The sequence below is a fragment of the Streptomyces sp. NPDC101227 genome (assembly GCF_044767545.1).
In the GTDB taxonomy this organism is placed as follows: domain Bacteria; phylum Actinomycetota; class Actinomycetes; order Streptomycetales; family Streptomycetaceae; genus Streptomyces.
The window spans coordinates 59,635-77,698 of the sequence record NZ_JBIWOD010000026.1 but is presented as its reverse complement, the minus strand read 5'-3'; the positions used below and the strand labels follow the sequence as shown (position 1 = coordinate 77,698).

The following is an 18,064-nucleotide window of genomic DNA, read 5'->3' as shown; positions in this document are numbered from 1 at the left end:
GGCATCAGCCGGCCTGGGAGGGGGCGGCGACGGTGGCGGCGTCCGCCGGGGTGCGGGGGCGCGCCGTGCCGTTGGCCCGAGTGCGCGGGCGTGCCGCCCCGCTGGCCTCCTTGACCAGGAAGTGCGGCCGCCGCTTGGTCTCGTAATAGATCCGCCCGATGTACTCGCCGATCAGCCCGAGCATCACCATCTGGAGTCCGCCCAGGCCCACGATGATCGCCACCAGCGTCACATAGCCCGGTGCGGTGATGCCGCCGACGACGGCGGCGCCGATCACCCACAGCGTGTAGAGCGTGGCGAGCGAGGCCAGGCTCAGTCCTGTGTAGATGGCCGCCCGCAGCGGACGGCAGTTGAACGACAGCATGCCGTCGATGCCGTAGTTGACCAGGCCGCCCAGGTGCCACTTGGTCTCCCCGGCCTCCCGGGCGGCATTGCGGTAGTCGAAGGTGATGGTGTCGAAGCCGATCCAGGAGAACAGGCCCTTGGAGAAGCGGTTGTACTCCGGCAGTGAGACCAGCGCGTCCACGGCGGTGCGCGACAGCAGCCGGAAGTCGCCCACGCCGTCGGCGAGTTCGACGTCCACCCAGGTGTTGACGGCGCGGTAGTAGAAGCGGCTGAGCGCGGTCCGCAGCCGCTTGTCGCCGTCCCGGCTGCGCCGGGCGATGACCTGGTCGTGGCCCAGCTGGTAGAGGTCGAGCATCTTCTCGATCAGCTCGGGCGGATGCTGGAGGTCGGCGTCCATGATGATCACCGCGTCGCCGGTGGCCTCCTTGAGGCCGGCCAGCATGGCGGGTTCCTTGCCGAAGTTACGGCTGAAGGAGAGGTAGCGGGTGGTGCTGGGGTGCCGCTGTGCGAGGTCGCGGAGCCGGGGCAGGGTGCCGTCCGCGCTGCCGTCGTCCACGTAGCACAGCTCGTACTCGACGGCGAGTCCGTCGAGGACCGAGCGGACCTGGTCGTCGAACCGGCTTATGACGGCCTCTTCGTTGTAGCAGGGGACGACGAGGGAGAGCTTCATGGTCGCGCCTTTTCGCCGGTGTTCCGCCGGGGGTCAGGGGACGACTCGGTCACCGTCCCCCGAGGGATAATTCTGGCAAATCTGGTGGAATGCCACGATTTGGGACGACGCGGCGAACGAGGGGTTGCGGCGTCTGAAGAGGGGGGTGGCGAGGGCCACCGCGGCCAGCGTCAGCGCGCCCGCACCACTCGCCGCCAGCCCCGGTACCAGGCCCGGAGGGGCGTACGCGCACGACAGCCGCGAGGCGCCGGAGCCCAGCGGCACGGCCAGCAGACCGGCGTACGAACCCGCCGCGCGCGACGGCCCGCCGTCCACCGAACAGCCCCACCCGGGCACCGCCGGAAGAGCGAACAGCGCGCCGCCGGAGCTGCCGGGCGGCAGCTCGGCAACCAGTCCATGGCCGCCGGTGTTCCATTTGACGAGGCCGCCCGCACGCCGGGCGGTCAGCGCGGCGGACAGTGCCCTGGGAGGGAGACAGCCGATGGGGTGTGCGGGGATATGTTGCCGGCCGGGTCCGGCGAAGCGGACCGACAGTGTGCCGTCGGCGGGCACGGCGCCCAGCGTGCGGACCGGGTTCGCGGTGGTGCCGTCGTGCCGCCCGATCGCCCAGCTCCACCCGCCCAGGGCGCTGACCTGCCCGTAGAACCACGGGGCGTACCAGACGGCGGTTCCGCCCGGGGTGCAGCGGGCGGTGAAGGTGGTGCCGAGGCCGTAGGGCTGGTCGCCATCGGCAGGGTCAGCGCTGCCAGCGCTGCCATGGCGGTCGTGGCGGTCGTGGCCGTCCTGGCCGTCCTGGCCGTCACCGGGATCACCGGGATCACTGGGAGTATCGGAATCGCCGGGGCCGGTGTCCGGGGCGGGGTGTTTGCCGTCGGGCAGCGTCCAGCCGCCGACGGTGCGCCCGGGGGCGGGGCCCGCGGCCGGGGTCAGGGCGGGGACCTCGTAGACCTTGGCGCCCAGGGCGCGTTCCTGGCGGGCGAAGACGGTCTCCGTGCCCGGCGTCCGGGGCCTGCCGGGGGCGCCCGTCCGGCGCGCGCCTCCCATGGCCGTTCCGAGGTCGCGGCGCACGGTCACGAGCGGGCCCGCGGCGGCCGGCCGGGCGGTGAAGCGGCCGCCGCCGCGCGGCGCCAGATAGCTGCTGACGCCCATCAGGGCGCGCCCCACCGGGTCCTCGAGGCTGAGCGTGTGCCGCCCGTTGATGTACCAGCCGGCGCCCAGGCCGCGCAGCGCCCGGGCGGTCGCGGCCGGCACGAAGCTGCTGTAGTACGAGCCGCCCTCGCCGCCGATCAGCAGCGGATCGTTGTTGGCGAACTCGTGCGGGCCGGGGTCGCTGCGCGAGTGGGGCCAGTCGTCGCGGGCGGCGAGTCCGTCCCGGGCGGCGAGCGCCCGCTGGCTCAGCGTGGCCTTCGGCCGGAACCACGCGATGTTGTCCCGCAGGGCCATGACGGAGTACGCCGAAGAGGCCGAGCCGAGCAGAACGGCACCGGCCAGCGCGGCGGTGGCAACGCTCCGCACGGCGCCCGGGGCGGCGCGGCGGTGGGCGGCCGCCAGCATGAGCAGCGCGCTCAGGACGACACCCCCGCCGCCCGTCACCAGGATCCAGGTGCCGCCGACCGACGGCCGGTCCCGGCACACCCACGCCAGCAGCCCCACCAGCGCCGCGCCCCCGGCCAGTTCACGGGCCCGCGGCCGGTGTGCCAGCGCCAGCCAGGCGATCATGACGAGGATCCCGCTGAGGACGAAGGCGGCCCTGAACGGACTCCCGTTCGGCAGCGCAAACCCGTGCCACAGCAAAATCGTCGGCTCCCACACGAACGAACCGGCCACCGCCGCCGCCAGGACGTACCACCCCACCCGCACCCTGACCGGCACGGCCCGCACCCACGGGAACGCCGCCACCAGCAGCAGCGCCAGCATCCCGACGAAAATGTCCGGGGCCTCCTCCGCGCCCCGCCCGCCCGGCAGCAGCTGCGCCAACTGATCGAGCAGCCGCGGCGGTCCGGGGTAGGACACCGCCGGCGCGGGCTGCGCCGTCCGGCTGGCCTCGAGGGTGACGGTCAGCGCGGGCGCCGCCAGCGCGATGCCCACCACCATCATCGAGGCGGCCCGTCCCAGCGACCGCAGCCGGTCGCGGACCGGCGTCCCGGAGGCCAGGGTCAGCCGCAGCAGCAGCACCAGCGCGGTCGCGAGGCTCGCCATCGCCGCCGTATAGAAATTCCCCGCCCAGGCGAGCGCGATGAGCAGCGTCCCGGCCACCCACCGCCGTCGGTGCAGACACCAGTCCGCCGCGATCGCGGTCAGCGGCAGCGAGACCAGTCCCCACATCCACATCGGATCGGCGGACCCGTCGCGCAGTACCCAGGCGCACAGCCCGTAGCCCGCCGCGAGCGGCGCCCGCAGCAGCCCGGGGCCCGGCCGCAGCCGCCCCAGGAAGACGGTCATCAGCGCCGCACCGAGCCCGATGCTCAGCAACGTCACCAAGAAGACCGGGAATTCGACCAGATGGCGCGGGAAGAGCCCGACCAGCCAGGAGAACGGGTTCATCAGATACGTGAGGAAGTCGGCCAGGAACGGCACGCCGTAGCCGCTGCTCCAGTTGAAGAACAGATCGCCGCTGGTGGTGCCGTGCAGCAGATCCCACAGCCGGGCGTGGAACGGAATGAACTGATTGCCCAGGTCGTTGACGGCGCGCGAGCGCCCCCCGAACGGGTATCCGCCGTGGACCGCCAGCGCCAGGCAGTACGCCCCCATGGACAGCAGCGCCGCGAGCCCGGGGGCGGCGAGGCGCCTGATGATCGGTCTCACGGTTGCCGCGGTCTCCAGCTCCAAGATCAAGATCGCCGGGGACTCACTCTAGGGGATATGTCTTAAATGTTCGTTTTGCTATGCCGAAGTGCGGGATAGTTTCCCCTGATTCCCCGTGGGCGCGGGCAGACCCCGGGGCGCCATGAGTGAAGGAGACGGAGTGCAGGTGGCCGCAACCGACAGTCCCCCGCCCGGCCACACCTCGGCGGCGGCCCCCTCCGCGGCCGTCTCGGTGATCGTCCCCGTCCACAACACCCGCCGCTATCTGGACCGCAGCCTCGGCTCGGTCTTCACCCAGACCCTGCCCCAGCACCGCATCGAGGTGATCGCGGTCGACGACGGCTCCACCGACGGCAGCGGCAGATGGCTGTCCGAAGCGGCCCGCACCCACCCCAATCTGACGGTCCTTCACCGCCCCGCATCGGGCGGCGCCGGCCGCCCCCGCAACACCGGCCTGGCCCACGCCACCGGCGACTTCGTCTTCTTCCTCGACTCCGACGACCGCCTCGGCCCCGAAGCGCTGGCCCGGCTCACGCAGATGGCCCGGACCCACGGTTCGGACATCGTCTACGGCCGGATAGTCGGCGCCGACGGCCGCGCCGCCCCCGTCGACCTCCGCATCACGAGCCCCCGCGTCTCCCCCTTCGACTCCCCGGTCTACTGGAGCCTGGCCGCCTACAAACTCTTCCGCCGCTCCTTCCTCGACCGCCACCGCCTCCGCTTCGTCGAGGGCCGCCTCCTGGCCGAGGACCTCCCCTTCGGCATCGCGGCGCTGCTGCGCGCCGACACCGTCTCCGTGCTCGCCGACTACGACTGCTACTACCTCCACGGCCGCGACGACGACAGCAACGCCACCCGCCAGGACGCCGACTGGCCCGAATATCTCTCCTATATCGCCACCGTCCTCGCCGGTCTCGCGGCCGAGGTCCCGCCCGGCAAGGACCGCGACGCCCTCATGGTCCGGCACTTCCACGGCGAGATCCTCATGCCCTTCGCCGCCCCCTACCTCGCCCGCGCCCCGGCCGGCCGCCGCGACATGGCGAACGCCGCCCGCCCCCTCGTCGCCCGCTACCTCACCGACCGCGTCCTGGCGGCCCTGCCGCCCCGTCTGCGCCTGCGCGCCCACTGCCTGCGGGCCGGCCTCGACGACGCGCTGACCGCCGTCATCCGCACCGATACGGGCGCCCGCCCCGGACCGCCCCATGTGGACCCCGACGGCCGCGTCTACGCCGCCTACCCCTACTTCCGCGACCCCGTCCGCCCCCTGCCCGACGCCTGCTACGACCTCACCCAGCGACTGGCCCTCCGTCAGCGCCTGACCTCCTACCGCTGGAGAGACGGCACCCTCCACCTCCACGGCACCGCCGAGCTGCCCGGCCTCATCGCCCACGCCACCGAACTGGTACTCCGCGGCCGGGGCGCCGAATACCGCCTCCCCACCCGCCGGGTGGACGGCGCCTGGCACGCCACCCTCGACCCGGCGACCGCCGCGGACGGCGCCCCCCTGGCAGACGGCATCTGGGGCCTGAAGGTCGCGGTCACCGCGCGCGGCGCAACGGGCCCGGCCGTCCGCCGCGCCGCCTGGCTGCACCCGGAGACCGAAGACCCCACGACCCTCGCCCCGCGCGTCCTCGGCCGCGGCCCCGCCACCCCCACGGTCGGCGGCCTCTTCCTCTCCCACCCCCACGGCCATCTCCACCTCGACCTCGACGGCCGCGGCGTACGCCGGCCCGTGGGCGGCGACCTGCGGGGGAGGATCACCGGCAGGCCCACCGGCCGCACCCGCGGCACCGGCCGTACCGGCCTCACCGCGTGCCTCACCCTCCCCGGATGCCCCGCCGACGCCGAGCTGCAGCTGATCCTCACGGACGCGACCCGAATGGCGGGACTGCGTACGAGCGTGGAACGCGGCGCGGGGGACCGGCTCACGCTCCGCGCCCGGCTGCGCGGCGCACCACGGGGGACCTGGCAGGTGGCGGTCCGGTTCGCCGCCGGGGCGCTGCGGCTCCGCCTGCCGGTGGAGGCCCCCGAAGGACGGGAGCCGCTGACGGTCACGGTGCCGCCGCGCCGTCCACGGAGCTGAACGACGGCGGCGCCCCGCACTCACGGGGTGTGCGGGGCGCCGCCGGTACGTACGCCGGGACCCGGCACCGGTGCGTCAAAGGCGCCGCACCCATGCGGCGGCGCCGTGGCCCACCGCCAGGTAGATCAGCGCGGGCAGGGCGTAGTTGAAGAAGACGCGCAGCCCCTCCGTGTCCATCGTGAAGATGTCCTGCGACCAGCCGGCGAGCCAGCCGGCCAGACCGTGCACGAAGTCGACGAAGACATTCGCCTGGTTGGCGTCGAGCAGGTACAGGAGGATCCACAGCCCGAGAAAACCTGCGGCGATATCCGCGACGGTGTGGATGATCAGGGCCGTCCGCTCTGCCCCCATGCCCCTGCGATTGCTCACCGGTCTGACGTGGGTGTCGTAAGGGGCGTTTCGCTCGCCGTTGTGCATTGGGCTCGGGTTGCCGTTGTATGGGTCGTTTTCCGCCGGGTGACCATGGGTATAAGACATGGCCGACGTGTTTCCTTCGGCCTCCCCTTGAAACCCGATCCACGGCTCGTTCACCTCGCCTTCCCTGACTCGGCACCCCGCCTCGACAGGCCGCCCACACCATGACGGTCGCCGCCGGGCGATTTTTCACCGCATGCCCGCCGTCGCATCAGGAATGGCTGTTCAGGAAGCCGGTCAAGGTGGCGCCCCACCGGCCGAGCGGGCTGACGGCGGCGCTCACGCCCGCCCGGATGCAGGGGCGGCGGGCCACGAGGGCTTCCCCGTAACGGTCGAGGCGCCGGCCGAGCCGATCGGCGACCGGGCCCCGTCGGCGGCCGAGCATCCACCGGACGGCCATCCAGTCGGCCGATAGGACGTCAGAAGCCGGTCCGGCGAACCCGCCGCCCGCGCGCGACCGCGCAGGGAGCGGGCACACCACCGCCGCCCGCCCCGCGCGTCTCGCAGGGCAGGCGGCGGGCGAAAGATCACGGCTGGTGCCGCTGCCACCCCGCCCAGGCCGACGCGATCATGTCGCGGACGTCATGGCGCGCCTTCCACCCCAGCTCCGAGGTGATCCGGTCGGCGGCCGCGACCACCCGCGCCGGATCGCCGGGCCGCCGCGGCGTGACCTCGGGCGTGACGCCCTCGTGCCCGGTGACCTCGCAGATCAGGTCGATCAGCTCCCGTACCGAAACGCCTTCGCCGCGCCCGATGTTGAGGGTCAGATCGCGCACCGGGCCGGGCTCGGCGAGCTTGCGGGCGGCGGCGACGTGGGCGTCGGCGAGATCGGCGACGTGAATGTAGTCGCGGATGCAGGTGCCGTCGGGGGTGTCGTAGTCATCGCCGAAAATCCGGGGGGCGGCGCCTTCGGTGAGCTTCTCGAAGACCATCGGGACGATGTTGAAGACGCCGGTGTCGGCCAGCTCGGGGGTGGCCGCGCCGGCGACGTTGAAGTAGCGCAGGCAGGCGGTGCTGATGCCGTGCGCCTTGCCCACCGCGCGGGCCATCCACTCGCCGGCGAGCTTGGTCTCGCCGTACGGGTTGATCGGCATGCACGGCGTGTCCTCGGTGACCAGATCGACGTCCGGCATGCCGTAGACGGCGGCCGAGGAGGAGAAGACGAAGCGGCCGACGCCGGCGCAGGCCATGGCCTCCAGGAGGGTCTGCAGGCCGTGGATGTTCTCGCGGTAGTAGACGAGCGGCATCTCCACCGACTCGCCGACCTGCTTCTTGGCGGCGAGATGGACCACATCGGTGATGTCGTGGGCGGCGAAGGTGCGGTCCAGCAGTGCCCGGTCCAGGGTGGAGCCGACGACCAGGGGGACGTCCTGCGGGATCCGGTCGACGATGCCGGTGGTCAGGTTGTCGAGCACCACGACCGGCTCGCCCGCCTGGCGCAGGGCCCGTACGACATGGGCGCCGATGTAGCCGGCACCACCCGTGATCAAGTAAGACATGGCGTCAATCCTAGGTCGGGAGCGAACGGGGAGGGGAGCGGCTCAGCGGCGGAGTCTGCCGGCCGCGATGCGCCATACGCTGCGCAGCCCGGCCGCGACCCGCAGCGAGAGCGCGCCGCCGGTCGTCGCGTACGGCTGGGCCAGGAGAAGGCCGTGGCGGCGGCTGGGCAGCGCGCGGCGGCGCAGCCCGGGGCCGGTCGCGCGGAGCGAGGCGCGGAAGCTGGAGGCATCGGCGCAGCGGACCTCGGCCATCAGGTCCCACGGCTCGGGGTCGGCCGCATGGCCGGTGCCCCGGTCGACCAGGGTCGCCAGGTCCAGGACCACCTCGGCGGTCCAGCAGGCCTCGGACCCGGTGACGGCGGGGGCGGGGGTGAGCGCGGCGGTGTGGACCGGGCCGCGCCGGTCGTCCCGGCGGCGGCGCAGCTCTATGTCGATGCTGACCGGGCCCGCCGCGGCCAGCCGCCCGTACAGATCATGGACGCGCAGCCGGAGCCGGCGGCTGCGGGCGCCGATGAGGGGCTCGGCGTCGATGGTCACCGGGAGGCGGTGCATCGGCTTGGTGCCCAGGGCGTCCAGCTCGACCTCGGGCAGGTCCGGGGACCATACGGCGAGGCCGTCGGCCTCCGCGTACGGGGGCAGCAGCCGTCCCGGACGGGCCGCGAGCTGGGTGAGGCGCTCCAGGTCGCGCGGGGCCGGGGAGGCCAGGACGACGCGGGCCAGCCAGCGGGCCGGGGCGCGCGCGGCGCGCAGATCGGCCTCGTCGAAACCGGCCAGATACTCGCGGGTCAGCCGCCACCACTCGGTGCGGTAGTCGGCGCCGCGGGTGTGCAGCTCGCGGAGGTACAGCCGCAGATCGTGGTCGAGGAACTTGGTGTCGGCGGCGTGGGCGAGGGCCTTGTGCCCGGCATCCTGGAAGATCTGCACGCTGGCGCGGTGGGCGTCGATCCGGGCCTGCCAGTTGGCGACGCTCTTGCGGTCGAGCGAGATCGACTGCTTGGCGGCGCTCCGGCGGACGTGCCAGATGTAGACGCGGTCGGGGATGGTGGCGATGCGGGGCGCGGCGGCCAGCACCCGGGCGGTGAAGACGAAGTCCTCGTAGGTGTAGCGGCCCTCGGGGAAGGTGATGCCGTGCCTGGAGAGGAACGTTCTCTCATAGAGCTTGTTGACGCACAGGGTGTCGCGGACCAGATAGGGGCCGGCGCCGGCGGAGTCGTGCACGGCCGGCTCGCGGTAGAGGGCGGGCAGCCAGGGAACATCGCGCTTCGCCGGGAGCTCGCGGCGCACACAGGCGCCCGCCGCCACCGGGACGTCATGGCGCTGCGCGGCGGTCAGCAGCGCCTGGGCCGCACCCGGGGGCAGTACATCGTCGCTGTCCAGGAACATCACATAGCGGCCGGTGGCGGCCCGCAGCCCGTCGTTGCGCGGGGTACCGCAGCCGCCGCTGTTCTCGGTGCGGTGCAGCACCCGCAGCCGGGGATCGGTTTGGGCGAGGGCGTCCAGGGCGTCGCCGGTGCCGTCGGTGGAGGCGTCATTCACCGCGATCACCTCGGTGACGGTTTCCCCGGGTGCCCCCTGCGCGAGTGCCGAGCGCACGGCATCGCCGACATGGGCGGCATCGTTGAAGGCGATGACGACGATGCTGACCTGCGCGGTTGGCGTGATGGTGGGCCCAGGCCGCGGCTCAAGGGCTTCTTTCACAGTCACTACATCTACATTTCGTGTCGACAGCATCTCTGGGCGCGAACGGGATCCGGTCCTTTTGTCTGATGGGTCAGAGGAGGAATTCCGTCGCACGGTTGCGCCCGTCGCCGCGGATTTCCGCGTTCTTGCCGTCTTCTTACTGGCCGGAAGACCGGGCTGGGGCGCGCAGGGGTCCGTAAGGGCTTCTGCACAAGCTGTAACGACGCGAAGGCCGCACGATGCCGATCCCGGCGCCACCACCTTGCCGCCGCGTCCCGCCCGCCGTCGCCTCCCAGTGGCTCATCCCCCGAGCAGATCGGCCACCCGGCCCGCCGCGCCGCCGTCGTCCCGGTGGCAGAAGGACTCCCGGAAGTCCGCATACGCCTCCGCGCCGGCCCGTGTGATGGCCGACAGGTCGCCCAGCGCATCGATCAGCTCACCGGTGGAGGCGAGCAGCGGGCCGGGCACCCGCGCCTCGAAGTCGAGGGTGAAGCCGCGCAGGGTGTCGCGGTAGTGCGGCAGATCGGGCGTCAGGAACAGCATCGGGCGGCCGGTGTTGGCGAAGTCGACGGCCAGCGACGAGTAGTCGGTGACCAGCACATCGGCGGCCAGCAGGAGCTCGGTGGCGTCGGGGTGGTCGGAGACATCGAGCGCGAAGGGGGCGGTGGGGGTCCCCTGGTCCGTGGAGGGGGAGCCGGGCGCCTGGGGGAGGGCCGGCAGCCGGTCGGCCACCAGGGGGTGGCTGCGGACCAGCAGGACGTGGTCGTCGGCGAGGGCGCGGCGGGCCAGGCCGAGGTCGAGGGGTAGGTGCAGGCGGTGGTGGGCGGCGTCGTAGGCGAGATCGTCGCGCAGGGTCGGGGCGTAGAGCACGACCGTGCGGCCCGGCTCGATCCCCAGGTGCTCGCGTACGGCGGCCGCCCGCAGTTCACGGTCCGGCGCCAGCAGGGCGTCCGTACGCGGCAGACCGGACTCCAGGAGCTCGCCGGGATAGCCGAGGGCGGCGCGCAGCACGGGGGTGCTGTGGGAGTTGGGGGACAGCAGCACGCTCCACTGGCGGCCCAGGCGCGGGCGGGGCGCCAGATGGGCGAGCCCGCCGCAGAACGTGCCCGCCAGCCCCGCGCCGATCTGCTTGAGCGGGGTGCCGTGCCAGGTCTGGATGACGCTCTGGCCGTCGCGGCGCAGGAACCACGACGGCAGATGCGTGTTGGTGACGATCCAGCGGCTGTGCGCCAGCGCACCGTGCCATTCGGCGCTGCCGACGACCACCGCGCGGGCCGAGTCCGGCACCGTGGCCTGCGCGTCGCGCACCGCCCACAGGTGCCGGACGTCCGCTCCCCGGCGCACCAGCTCTTCGTGCACCGCCCGCGGTGAGTCCCCGTACGCCCGGCCCCCGAAGCTGCTGTAGAGGACGGCCTCGCGCAGCGGGCGGCCCCGGTGCAGCGGGTAGTGCAGCTCGCGCAGCACCCGGCGGCGGTAGGGGCCGCGGTCGGTGGCGGGCAGCGCCGGACCCGCCGTCACGATCGCCTCGTCGTGGCGGTGCCGGTCGAGGGTGAGCGGCTTGCCGGCGACCGTACGGGAGGTGGGCAGCCCCTCGAAGACGGCGGGCGCGAGGCGGACCGGGGCGTCCAGCGGCGAGCCGGCGGCACCCAGCTCGCGCAGATGCAGCGTCCAGCGGCCCTCGCGCAGCGGCCGCTCACCCGCGAGGGAGGGCAGCGCGCCCAGCGGCAGCGCGCAGTGGAAGCGGTCCCCGTCGTGGGCGGCGGGGACCGCCGCCTCGGCCGCGTGCGCACCGTGCTTGAGGACGACCTCGGTGGCCAGCGGCGCGGCATCCGGCAGCCGCCCCGCCACCAGCAGCGTGCCGTCCGCCCGCCAGATGACGCGGTCCACATACGGCTGCGGGGTGCGGTCGTGGAGGACGAGGCGGCCGGTGGCGGTGGCCGCGACGACCAACTCGCGGCCCTGCGGCAGCGGATGGCCCACGGGGGACAGACACGGCGAGCAGGCGATCGCGTCCGTCGTGCCGTCCGGCAGCACCAGCTCCGGCATCCAGGTCTCGGTGTGTACGGGCGCGATCGCCCGCGGGACACCGTCCGGACCCGGGCGCGCGGCGGCCAGCGCGTCGAGGCGGATGCGCAGGGTGAGGACTTCCCCGGACCGCGCGGCGTCGGACCGTGCCGCGTCGGACCGCGCCGCCGCCGGCCGCGCCGCCTCTCCCGCCGGGCCGGGCTCCCCCGCCCGCCCCGGCTCCACCGGAAAGGTCACCACCGTCCCCGTCCCCTGGTGCGTCAGCCGCAGCGCCGCCGGCCGCGGGCCGGGCGCCGACACCGGCAGATCCAGGGCCTGAGCCGACGCCACGGGCCGCCCGGCGAGCCGGCGCGTCCGGCGTTCGACGGACAGCCGCAGCCGCCCGTCGGCGTACCGGGGAGCGATCCATACGCCGTCGCCCGCCTCATGGGCGAGCGGCGCGGCACCCGACCCGGTCTCCGCCGCCTCCAGCGCCGCCGCCCGCACCACCCCCGCCGACGCGACGATCACCCCGACCGACCAGTCCCCGTCCTCCCAGCGCCCGCCCCTGCGCAGCCGGGCGGGATCGAGCGTCACCTCGAACCCGGCCCAGTCGTAGCAATGCCGCTCCTGGCCGGATTCGGCGGTCGCCTGCGGCATCGCCACCTGCCGCAGCGGCAGCAGGATCCGGCGCCGCCCCTGAGCGAGCACCATCGTTCTGAGGTAGCTGCCCCGGGCGGCCGCGTCCAGGTTGCGGATGTACGCATGGCCGCGCAGCACCAGCGTTCCGCCACCGCTCCCGGCTCCGCCCGAGCGGGGGGACCCGCTTCGCCACACCGCCTCCCGGACCCGGGCCCGTACGGGAAAGTCCGTGCGGTCCAGCCGGGTCACGCCCGGCGGCAGCTCCAGCGGCGGGGTGAACGGCAGCACCGCGCGCTTGCGCAGCGGCGGGCCCGCCACATCGAACCCGGCCGGATTACGGGCCTCGTGCGCGAGCAGCGTCAGCAGATCCGCTGTCCGGCCTGCGCGGATCAGATACCAGCGCATCCGCAGCTCCACCGGGAGCGTGGGGAAGAGCCGGGGATCGACCTGGGCGAGAAAGTCCCGGGCACCCTCCAGGAACGCGGCACGGCACTCGGGCGCGGCCGCGGGCAACGCCGCCACGAGGTCGAGCAGCCCGTCGGTCAGCAGCCACCGGTCGTACTCGCGCCGGTAGTCGTGACGGCGGGGATGCGCCGGGTCGGCGAGGAAGCGCCGGATTCCGGCCACCGCCACGAACCGGTCCCGCACACCCGCCGCATCCAGCCGCCGGTGCCGCTGGGGTCCCTCCGGAAGACGGTGGTGGACGACGTGTTCGCGACGGACGTCCACCGCCCCGGCCAGGAAGTGCGCGGGCAGCGTCACCGCCGCGTCATCGCACAACTCCCCTTCCGGAAAAGCGAGTTCATGGCGGTCCCAGAAGCTGCGACGGAAGACCTTGTTGCCGGCGAGGTGGTCGAACAGCAGCGTGCGGTCCTCGGTGACGTGAGTGCGCAGCGCCGTCTCCCGCGCGGCAGGGTGATACCGGCACTGACTGCGGCCCGCCGCGCCCAGCCGGTAGACATTGCCGGTCGCGAAGTCGGCGCCGGACGTCTCCAGCACGCCGGTCAGATCCTCGTACGCGCGCGGCAGCAGCACATCGTCGGCGTCGGCGAACGCCAGGTAGGAGGTGCCCGGATAGGCGTGCCGGGCACCGGCGTTGCGCGCCGCGCCGAGCGTGAGGACGCCCCCCGGACGACGGACGGGCGGGCGGACGACACGGAACCTCGGGTCCCGGTCGGCGAACGCGCGGGCGGCGGCGACGGGCTCCGCGGCGTTCTCCTCCACCAGCACCACATCGAGCTCGGTCAGTGTCTGGGCCGCCACCGACTCCAGGCACTCCTCCACATTCCGCTCCGGCCCCTCGCTGCGGGGGACCGGGACGACCACGGTGAGCCGAGGCTTCATACGCGCGGACCTGCCTTTCCGAACACGTGCCGATCAGGCGAATCACGGGATTGCGGCGTTCAACTCGCCCGTCGGCGGCACGGTCACCGGATCTGCGCTGAAAGGGTGAGACGGCCGGGGCCCGCACAGGGGCGGCGCGCCGCGCGGCACGCCTCCCCCTCCATGCCGTAGACCGTTGGGCAGCGTCATGGCGCCCCACGCGCCGTGTCCCCAGGGAAAGGTGACCGCGACCCGATGCCCGGCCGAACCGACAGCTCCGCCGCCACCAACAGGCCCGACGTGCCCGCCCCCCAGGCGCGCGGCACCCGGCCCGCCAAAGGCGCCGGCACCGCACCACACGCCTCCACCGCACGCTTCCCGGCCGGGGAACGCACCGGCGTCGTACGGCCGTTGCCCGCCCGGCCCCGCTACCGCCGGCAGCTGCGCCGGATCGGCACCGGGCGGGTGCTGGACATCGGCTGCGGCGCGGGCGACACGCTCGCCGACTGCGCGCCCGGCAGCGTCGGCATCGACCACGACCCGCGCTCCGTGCACAAGTGCCGGGCCCGCGGGCTCACCGCCTACACGGCCGACACCTTCCTCGCGAGCCCGCACGCCCGGCCCGGCTCCTTCGACGCGCTGTTGTGCGCACATGTGCTGGAGCATCTGGACGACGAGCAGGTCGAGGGCCTGCTGCGGGCCTATCTGCCCTACGTACGGCCGGGCGGCGGCGTCCTGTTGATCACCCCGCAGGAGGCCGGCCACCGCGCCGAACCGGCCCCGGTCCGCTTCACGGACTTCACGCTGCTGCGCGCCTTCGCCGAATCGGCGGGGCTGGCCGTCCGGCGTACGTATTCCTACCCCTTGCCGCGCGTGGCCGGGAGGCTGCTGCGGCGCAATGTGTTCGCGCTGGTGGGGCAGGTGCCGCGGTAGGGCGTACGGGCGGGGGCGGGGTACCGCGCGGCACCCGGCCCCGGCCCGTACGCCCGTCGCTCAGCGCCCCGCCACGCGGCCCTTCTTGCGGGCGGAGACGATCGCCCGGGTGACGATCGGCGGCAGCACATCCAGCGCGACCCGGCGCAGCACGCTGCGCTGCGGCCGGGGCACCGAGCGCGGGCGGGGGAGGGCCGCGGCCGCCTTCGGGGCCGCCGACCGCTCGGGCGTGCGCGCCGCGGCCTTCGGCTCATGCCGGGAGGCCGGCTGCGCGGGCTCCTTGGCGCCCTTGGCGCTCAGCCGGATCAGCGGGGCGTCATTGACGTACTGCACCTCGTGCCAGACGTCCTTACGGGACTGCAGCCATTCCAGCAGCGCCTTCTGCAGCGGCTCCGGATCGCCCCATGTCCCGTAGAACTTGGTGCCGGTGATGCAGATGGGGCGCAGCCCCTCGTTCGCGACGGCCTGCCAGGTGGCGGCGGCCACACCCGGGCAGTGCTCGGCGCGGTAGTCGTCCATCACGACCACGCCGTCCTCGGTGAGCAGTTCGCGCACCGACAGGATGTCGCCGTGCACATGCTCGTACAGATGCGAGGCGTCGATATGTGCGAAGCGCACCGAGTCGTCGGCGACGTGGTCGCGGACGACGGAGCTGAGGCCCTGCACGATGGTGGGCAGCTCGTCGTGGAACGAGAGGTAGTTGGCCTCGAAGGCGCGGCGGGTCAAGGTCGCGTAGGACTTCTTCATCTCCTTGGAGTTGGAGGAGTCCTCGGCCGGGGAATCGAAGAGATCGCAGACCGTGAAGCGCTCGTCGGTGCGCATACGAGCCCCGATGAAAATGGCGCTTTTGCCCATGTACGCTCCCAGCTCGAGCAGGTCGCCCGAGACCGACCGGTCCCGCTGATGCGCGAGGAACCAGTCGAAGAGCAGCTGGTCCGCGGTGAAGAACCAGCCCTTCACGTCGGACAGCCGGGTAGGGCAGGGGAGTTGTTCGGCGCTCTTGTCTGCGATGGGGGCAGTCATGTGCGGTCCGTCTCCAGACGGTCGGGAATCGATGGCGATGTGCGACGCGTATGCGGATGTGCGTGAGGGGTATGTACCGGCGTTTTCTGCCGTGGATGTCATGCGGATTTGATTGTTATTTGTGGTGATTTATTCGGATCCATGGGGATCCGGTGTGGTGGTGTCCGCTGTTGCCGAAGCTCCCAGCCGCGGCCGGCGCTTCTCCTGTTGTAGATGCGGCCGGCGTGGGGGCCGGTTCCGCGTGGGCGCGACCCGCGCAGGGGCCGGGGCGCCGCCGCCCGGCACACATACCGTCCGGGCGCGTCTACGCAGTGTCCACGACAAGACCCCGCCGCACCATGCGTTTCGCGGCACTGACAGCCATCGGCCGCCATCCGCCGTCATCGTAGGGGGAAAGAAATGAACGGAAGATGGCGCGGGTCACCCCGGCACCTGCGCGCCTATTTCACCGCGCCGGCCATCACCCCGGAGACGAACTGCCGCTGGAAGGCGAAGAAGACGATCAGCGGCACCACCATCGACACGAACGCGCCCGGCGCCAGCACATCGATGTTGTTGCCGAACTGCCGCACCTCCTGTTGCAGCGCGACGGTGACCGGCGGATTGCCGCTGTCCGCGAAGATCAGCGCGACCAGCATGTCGTTCCACACCCACAGGAACTGAAAGATCCCCAACGACGCGATCGCCGGCCCGCCCAGCGGCATCACGACCCGGGTGAACAGCCGCAGCTCGCCCGCCCCGTCCAGCCGCGCCGCCTCCAGCAGCTCGCGCGGGATCTCCGCGAAGAAATTCCGCAGCAGGAACACCGCGAACGGCAGCCCGAAGGCCGTATGGAAGAGGATCACCCCGGCCGTGGTCTCGAAGAGCCCCACCGCGCCGAACAGCTTGGCCACCGGAATCAGCGCCACCTGCACGGGCACGACCAGCAGCCCGACGACCACCATGAACCAGCCGTCCCGCCCGGGAAAGTCCAGCCACGCGAAGGCGTAACCGGCCAGCGACCCGATCACCACCACCAGCACCGTGGCCGGCACGGTGATCGCCGCGGTGGTCAGCAGCGAACCCATCACCTTCTCGTTGCCCAGCAGACTGCTGTAGTTGTCGAAGGTGATCTGGGCCGGCTTGGCGAAGACCTCCCACCAGCCCGACTCGGCGATCTGCTGCGGGCTGCGCAGCGAGGACAGCAGCAGCCCGATGGTCGGCATCAGCCAGAAGAGCGCGACCAGGATCAGGAAGACGCGCAGCGCGCCGCCGCCGGTCCGGGCCGCGATGCGGGTGGCCGGCGACTGCTTCGCCGGTACGCGGCCGGCGCCGGCCGGGCGCGCGTCGGGGAGGGTCCCCTGCGTAGTCGTCATCGGCGACGCTCCTTCCGGATGCGCCGGAGATTGACGTACATCACCGGCAGCACGAGCAGCAGCAGGAACACGGCGATCGCGCTGCCCAGCCCCTCGTCGACGTCCGTACCGAACGACGACTGGAAGAGCTGGAGGGCGAGCACATTCGCGGACCGGAGGCTGGAGCCCGGCGCGATGATGTAGACCAGGTCGAAGATCTTCAGCACATTGATCATGAGGGTGACCAGGACGACCACCAGGACGGGCGCCAGCAGCGGCACGGTGATCCGGCGGAAGACCTGCCATTCGCCCGCGCCGTCCACCCGCGCCGCCTCCAGCAGCTCGCGCGGCACCGCCGCCAGCCCCGCCGCGATCAGCACCATCGCAAAACCGGCCCACATCCACACATAGGACCCGATGATGGCCGGGGTGACCAGCGTCGGGCCGAGCCAGTCGACGCCGTTGTAGGCCTCCGCGAAATTGGCCGCGGGCAGCCGCAGCCGGGCGCCGCCGGCCTTGTCCGCAGGCAGCGCGTACGTCCCGTCGGCAGCCGTCGTCGCCGAGGCGACCACCCTGCCGCCCTTGACCGCCTCGACCGTCAGGCCCGCCAGCGCCCGCTCCCGGCCGTCGATGACATTCGGCCGCCCGCCGCCACCGCGGGTGAAATCCAGCCAGACCGTGCCGGTGACCTTGCCCGGCCGCGGCTTCGCTGCGGCCGCCGGCCTCGCGTTCCGTACATCGGCCTGCTGTACGGCCACCAGCGGCAGGTTCACCGTCGCGCCCGCCCCGGCGCGCACGGCCGAGCTGGTGGTGAAGGCACCGCCGCCGGACGGCCGCAGATCCGCGTTCGGCCGGGGCTTGGCGCCCGGGAACGGCGCCGGCTCGGCGAACGTGTCATGCACACCCACCCACACCGCATTGGCCACCCCGCGCTCCGGGTTCTGGTCGTAGACCAGCCGGAAAATGATGCCCGCCGCCAGCATGGAGATCGCCATCGGCATGAACACGACCAGCTTGAAGGCGGTGCCCCAGCGGATCCGCTCGGTGAGCACCGCGAAGATCAGCCCCAGCGCCGTGGAGACGGTCGGCGCGACCACGACCCAGATGACGTTGTTCCGCAGCGCGGTACGGATCCCGTCGTCCGAGAACATCTCGCCGTAATTGCCCAGCCCCACAAAGCCGTTGCCGGACGCGTCGAACAGGCTGCGGTAGACGGAGAAGACGATGGGATAGACGACCAGCGCACCGAGCAGCACCAGCGCCGGCAGCAGAAAGACGACCGCGATCCACGAACGCGTTCCCATGACGC

12 protein-coding genes are annotated in these 18,064 nt (G+C 72.9%); 2 read left to right on the top strand and 10 right to left on the bottom strand.

Annotated features, from left to right (window positions below; all coding sequences use genetic code 11):
- Positions 1-4 precede the first annotated feature (4 nt).
- Together ACIRPT_RS37675 and ACIRPT_RS37670 are read right to left on the bottom strand one after the other, a co-directional pair.
- The gene (locus ACIRPT_RS37675) at positions 5-1,015 is read right to left on the bottom strand and encodes a glycosyltransferase family 2 protein (protein ID WP_403835850.1); all 1,011 of its coding nucleotides are present in this window, start codon (positions 1,013-1,015) and stop codon (positions 5-7) included.
- A 33-nt stretch (positions 1,016-1,048) separates the two neighbouring features.
- Positions 1,049-3,820 (bottom strand): YfhO family protein, encoded by a 2,772-nt coding sequence (locus ACIRPT_RS37670; protein ID WP_403835848.1) that lies wholly within the window; start codon positions 3,818-3,820, stop codon positions 1,049-1,051.
- A 166-nt stretch (positions 3,821-3,986) separates the two neighbouring features.
- On the opposite strand from ACIRPT_RS37670, the gene ACIRPT_RS37665 reads away from it, so the two are divergent.
- The gene (locus ACIRPT_RS37665) at positions 3,987-5,903 is read left to right on the top strand and encodes a glycosyltransferase family 2 protein (RefSeq protein WP_403835845.1); all 1,917 of its coding nucleotides are present in this window, start codon (positions 3,987-3,989) and stop codon (positions 5,901-5,903) included.
- A 75-nt stretch (positions 5,904-5,978) separates the two neighbouring features.
- Here the strand turns inward: ACIRPT_RS37665 and ACIRPT_RS37660 are convergent, their stop codons facing one another.
- The 5 genes from ACIRPT_RS37660 to ACIRPT_RS37640 form a co-directional block, all read right to left on the bottom strand.
- Positions 5,979-6,320: a hypothetical protein gene (locus ACIRPT_RS37660; protein ID WP_403835919.1), complete on the bottom strand. Its 342-nt coding sequence runs from the start codon at positions 6,318-6,320 to the stop codon at positions 5,979-5,981.
- A gap of 208 nt (positions 6,321-6,528) precedes the next feature.
- The gene (locus ACIRPT_RS37655; RefSeq protein WP_403835842.1) at positions 6,529-6,717 is read right to left on the bottom strand and encodes a hypothetical protein; all 189 of its coding nucleotides are present in this window, start codon (positions 6,715-6,717) and stop codon (positions 6,529-6,531) included.
- A gap of 127 nt (positions 6,718-6,844) precedes the next feature.
- On the bottom strand, positions 6,845-7,816 hold the full coding sequence (galE, locus tag ACIRPT_RS37650) for a UDP-glucose 4-epimerase GalE (protein ID WP_403835840.1): 972 nt from the start codon (positions 7,814-7,816) through the stop codon (positions 6,845-6,847).
- A 42-nt stretch (positions 7,817-7,858) separates the two neighbouring features.
- On the bottom strand, positions 7,859-9,514 hold the full coding sequence (locus tag ACIRPT_RS37645) for a glycosyltransferase family 2 protein (RefSeq protein WP_403835917.1): 1,656 nt from the start codon (positions 9,512-9,514) through the stop codon (positions 7,859-7,861).
- A gap of 282 nt (positions 9,515-9,796) precedes the next feature.
- A complete protein-coding gene (locus ACIRPT_RS37640; RefSeq protein WP_403835837.1) occupies positions 9,797-13,486 on the bottom strand; it encodes a CDP-glycerol glycerophosphotransferase family protein in 3,690 nt (1,229 codons plus the stop codon).
- A 234-nt stretch (positions 13,487-13,720) separates the two neighbouring features.
- Here ACIRPT_RS37640 and ACIRPT_RS37635 point away from each other — a divergent pair, with 234 nt between their 5' ends.
- Entirely contained in the window at positions 13,721-14,398 is a 678-nt protein-coding gene (locus ACIRPT_RS37635) for a class I SAM-dependent methyltransferase (protein ID WP_403835834.1), read from the top strand.
- A 60-nt stretch (positions 14,399-14,458) separates the two neighbouring features.
- Here ACIRPT_RS37635 and ACIRPT_RS37630 read toward each other — a convergent pair whose 3' ends face one another.
- From ACIRPT_RS37630 to ACIRPT_RS37620, 3 genes are all read right to left on the bottom strand, one after another.
- Positions 14,459-15,421, bottom strand: a complete 963-nt coding sequence (locus ACIRPT_RS37630; protein WP_403835832.1) for a class I SAM-dependent methyltransferase — start codon at positions 15,419-15,421, stop codon at positions 14,459-14,461.
- 440 nt (positions 15,422-15,861) lie between these two features.
- Positions 15,862-16,776 carry a carbohydrate ABC transporter permease gene (locus ACIRPT_RS37625; protein ID WP_403835830.1) on the bottom strand — a complete coding sequence of 305 codons (915 nt, stop codon included), beginning with the start codon at positions 16,774-16,776 and terminating at the stop codon, positions 15,862-15,864.
- The gene (locus ACIRPT_RS37620) at positions 16,773-18,059 is read right to left on the bottom strand and encodes a carbohydrate ABC transporter permease (RefSeq protein WP_403835828.1); all 1,287 of its coding nucleotides are present in this window, start codon (positions 18,057-18,059) and stop codon (positions 16,773-16,775) included. The genes ACIRPT_RS37625 and ACIRPT_RS37620 overlap by 4 nt, the downstream gene beginning before the upstream one ends.
- Between the last annotated feature and the right edge of the window lie 5 nt (positions 18,060-18,064).